At 30.3% G+C, this 3,174-nt stretch carries 2 protein-coding genes; both read right to left on the reverse strand.

Annotation, left to right across the window (positions count from 1 at the left end; translation table 11 throughout):
* On the reverse strand, nt 1-813 hold an 813-nt coding region (locus DIZ30_RS11415), incomplete at its 3' end, for a UvrD-helicase domain-containing protein (protein ID WP_234414808.1).
* Nucleotides 810-2,999 carry an ATP-dependent endonuclease gene (locus tag DIZ30_RS11420; protein WP_000470931.1) on the reverse strand — a complete coding sequence of 730 codons (2,190 nt, stop codon included), beginning with the start codon at nt 2,997-2,999 and terminating at the stop codon, nt 810-812. The genes DIZ30_RS11420 and DIZ30_RS11415, both read right to left, overlap by 4 nt.
* Nucleotides 3,000-3,174 lie beyond the last annotated feature (175 nt).

The following is a 3,174-nucleotide window of genomic DNA, read 5'->3' on the forward strand; positions in this document are numbered from 1 at the left end:
CCGAGGAGGCTCATTGTCAAGGACAATCGGAATAGCATACGGAAAGAAGTTCTGCACCTTATAAAATTTGTCAAAAAAACTGTTGCCATTCCAATCTCCAACAAACATTGACTGAATTTGAGGGTTGTTTTGAAGTAATTTAGCTATTACATTGTATTGTAATTCTCTAGTATCTTGAAATTCATCCACATAAATCGCCCTTATATTACTAGCAATATTACGTGCAACGTTACTGTTTACAGTTAAAATTTTATACGCTACTAGTAAAATCATATCAAAATCAATTTCTTTATTTTTTTCCAACATAGTGTGATACATTTCAGAAACTTGAGTATACTGAACTTCATTAATTTTAAAATCATGAGAAAGTGACAAATCAATTTTGTTCAGTTCATACGTTTTGAGATTTAAATTCAGCATATTATTAATTTGGCTGACGTAAGCTCTTTGAGTATAATCATCAATAATTGTAAATCCTTTTGATACTCTTGAGAGATTCATTTTAAAAGGATAAATAATAAATTCAAGACAAAACTGATGTATTGTCCCCACCCAAATATTAATATCATCATCTATACTAAGTAAACTTAGGCGTTCCTTAATTTCTTCAGCAGCTCTATTAGTGTATGTGATAGCAATTATTCTTTTTAGTGATCCATCGTGTTTAATTGCTTGGTAAGCAATTTTCCTTGTAAGTACCCTTGTTTTCCCACTCCCAGGACATGCATTTACATAAAGGTTATCTTCACTTTCCACAACATCTTTTTGTTCTAAATTTAAATCATTTACGATTTTTTCGAAGATATTTGTCATTTTGAAACCTCAGCATAAAGTATTTTTGTGTAATTTTCTATCTGATTGATTAGATACACAACATCCTCATCTTTACCAAAGTACTCTAATAAAGAAATTATTGCTATATTCAAATCAGCTGTATCACTTGTTTTTAAACTAGCTGATAAAGCTGACAATTCTGTAGTTTCCTCGTACAAGTCGATTGTATGGAGTAGAATTTTTTTATAAATTGAGAGATCTACTATTTCCTGACATGCAAAAGCAATAGCATTAAGAATATACTTAGGAATTTTGATTAAAAAGTCAATTTTTTCACCTAACTCAATTGCAAACCACCCCTTACCAACATGATTGGCTAGTTTTAACATCGCTAAATTTCTTTCTAAATATTGTTCACTTTGTATTTCTTCTTTATAAGCAGTTATTGTTTTTTTATCTTTGAATGCGTCATCTATAATTGGACTGACATAAGTTAGAATATTTTCTTTATTCACATCTAAAAACTCAATTTCAAATGTTGTATTAGCATAAAAACAATTAACCCAATTGTTTTCATTAAAAAGGGAGGATAATTTTTCTTTTCTTGCTTGACCTTTCTCTTGTGCAGTGCTTTTATACAATCGATGTTCTGATGGGATTGCCTGTTCATCTAAATCAGTTACAATAGCACACTTTCTCTGTATTCTATCATCGTCAAACAAGCTAGCGATATATTCAAACGAAGTACTACCAACATTAATCAAACCTATTCCAAGTTCGTCTAAGTTTATACCAAATAATTTTTTTACTATTTGAGGAATAAGTATTTCTTCAGCATCTCCTTCAACTAAGATAACACCTTTAGAAAAAAGCAATCCATTTCTTTTAACATCTAAATATCTCTCTACTGCGTTTATTAAATTTAGATTGTTCTTTTTTAACTTTTCTTTAGCAAATGAGTTCAGATTATTTGCTGGATTCATAACGATAGATTTGCCATTAAACGATTTTAATACATTCATCCGAGATATTTCAGACACTTCAGCTAAATGTACAGAATGTGTGGTCATGAGAATCTGAGTATAGTTTTTTTGAAGATTTAATCCTTCGAACAGAGTTTTTTGAATATGATGATGAATATGAGCTTCTGGTTCTTCAATCAACATAATATTAAGTAGTTCTCTTGAACGACACGCTTCAAATTCGACTATTTTCAAAGCTAAATAAATCATATTTAGATGTCCTAACCCTAGTAAGTCTAAGTCGATATTTTGTTCTGGCTTCATTGAAAGAAATTTTGCTAAAGAACCCATATCATCTGACATAGTTGAGGAAAGAAGAAGATTAGGAGAATACACTGAACCAATTATGCTATTTAGTTGCCGATTAATATTTTCGCCAATTTTCCTAATTTCAGGAACACTGGTAATAGTCTCATTTAATTGCTGTATAATTGTTTTTAATGACTCAACATTATCTGATGATATTTTTGATTCAATTGTTTCCATGATTCTTTTGACTGGGTTTCGATTGTTTTTCATTTCTCTAAGAACATCTCGAAGAGCGTCAACATAAACAACCGAAATATGCTTGAAAATATCTGACATGTCAATTCTTGAGCCCAACAGAGCTTCATCGTCTTCTTCAGGATTACTAGCTATATTGTCATTGAGTCTTCCTACCAATTTATCATAATTTTCATTGATACAGAAATTTAGATTTGATTTAGATGTGTAGTAAAATTCATAGTCGGATAGACGAATAGAATTTCTAAATTCGTTAAATTGATGAGAGTCTAATTCAGTGGAAATATCAAATAATTGCTTTCTAATAGCTTTGTTAGGTCTAATAAATAGAGAAATACTACCTACACCTTTATCTGCATTTGAAATCAATTCTTCTAAGATTGTTTGACTTTCAGAATTTAAAGAAATGGAAGCACAAATCTCATTGTCAAATTCTTCTTCGCTGATTCCTTCAAATGTCGCAGAGATAATAATCCAATGCCCTTGCCACCCATTTTGAATTCCATGAAAAAAATCTGATTCTTTTAGTGTTTTACTACTATAGTAATAACTATCATCTAATAAGATTCTCAATGCAGTAAGAGCATTGGTTTTCCCTGAATCATTCTCACCTATAATAGTATTTGTCTCATTATCGAATCGAAAGATTTCGGATTCATAATTTCTAAAATTTCGAATTTGAAGAGTAGATATAAACATAAGCAGATCTCCTAACTATTTAATTAATATGATTATATAGTAAGTTTATCATAAATTATGTTAGTAAAAGTTCTCATTATAAGGGAGCGTCAATAATTTTGTGTAAATGATTCTTCCCTACTGCAGATTGTTTCTAATTCTCAATCAGTTGGCTTAGCATTTGTTCGAGCTCGCC

The organism is Enterococcus sp. H57 (genome assembly GCF_003112495.1).
In the GTDB taxonomy this organism is placed as follows: Bacteria; Bacillota; Bacilli; order Lactobacillales; family Enterococcaceae; genus Enterococcus_B; species Enterococcus_B faecium.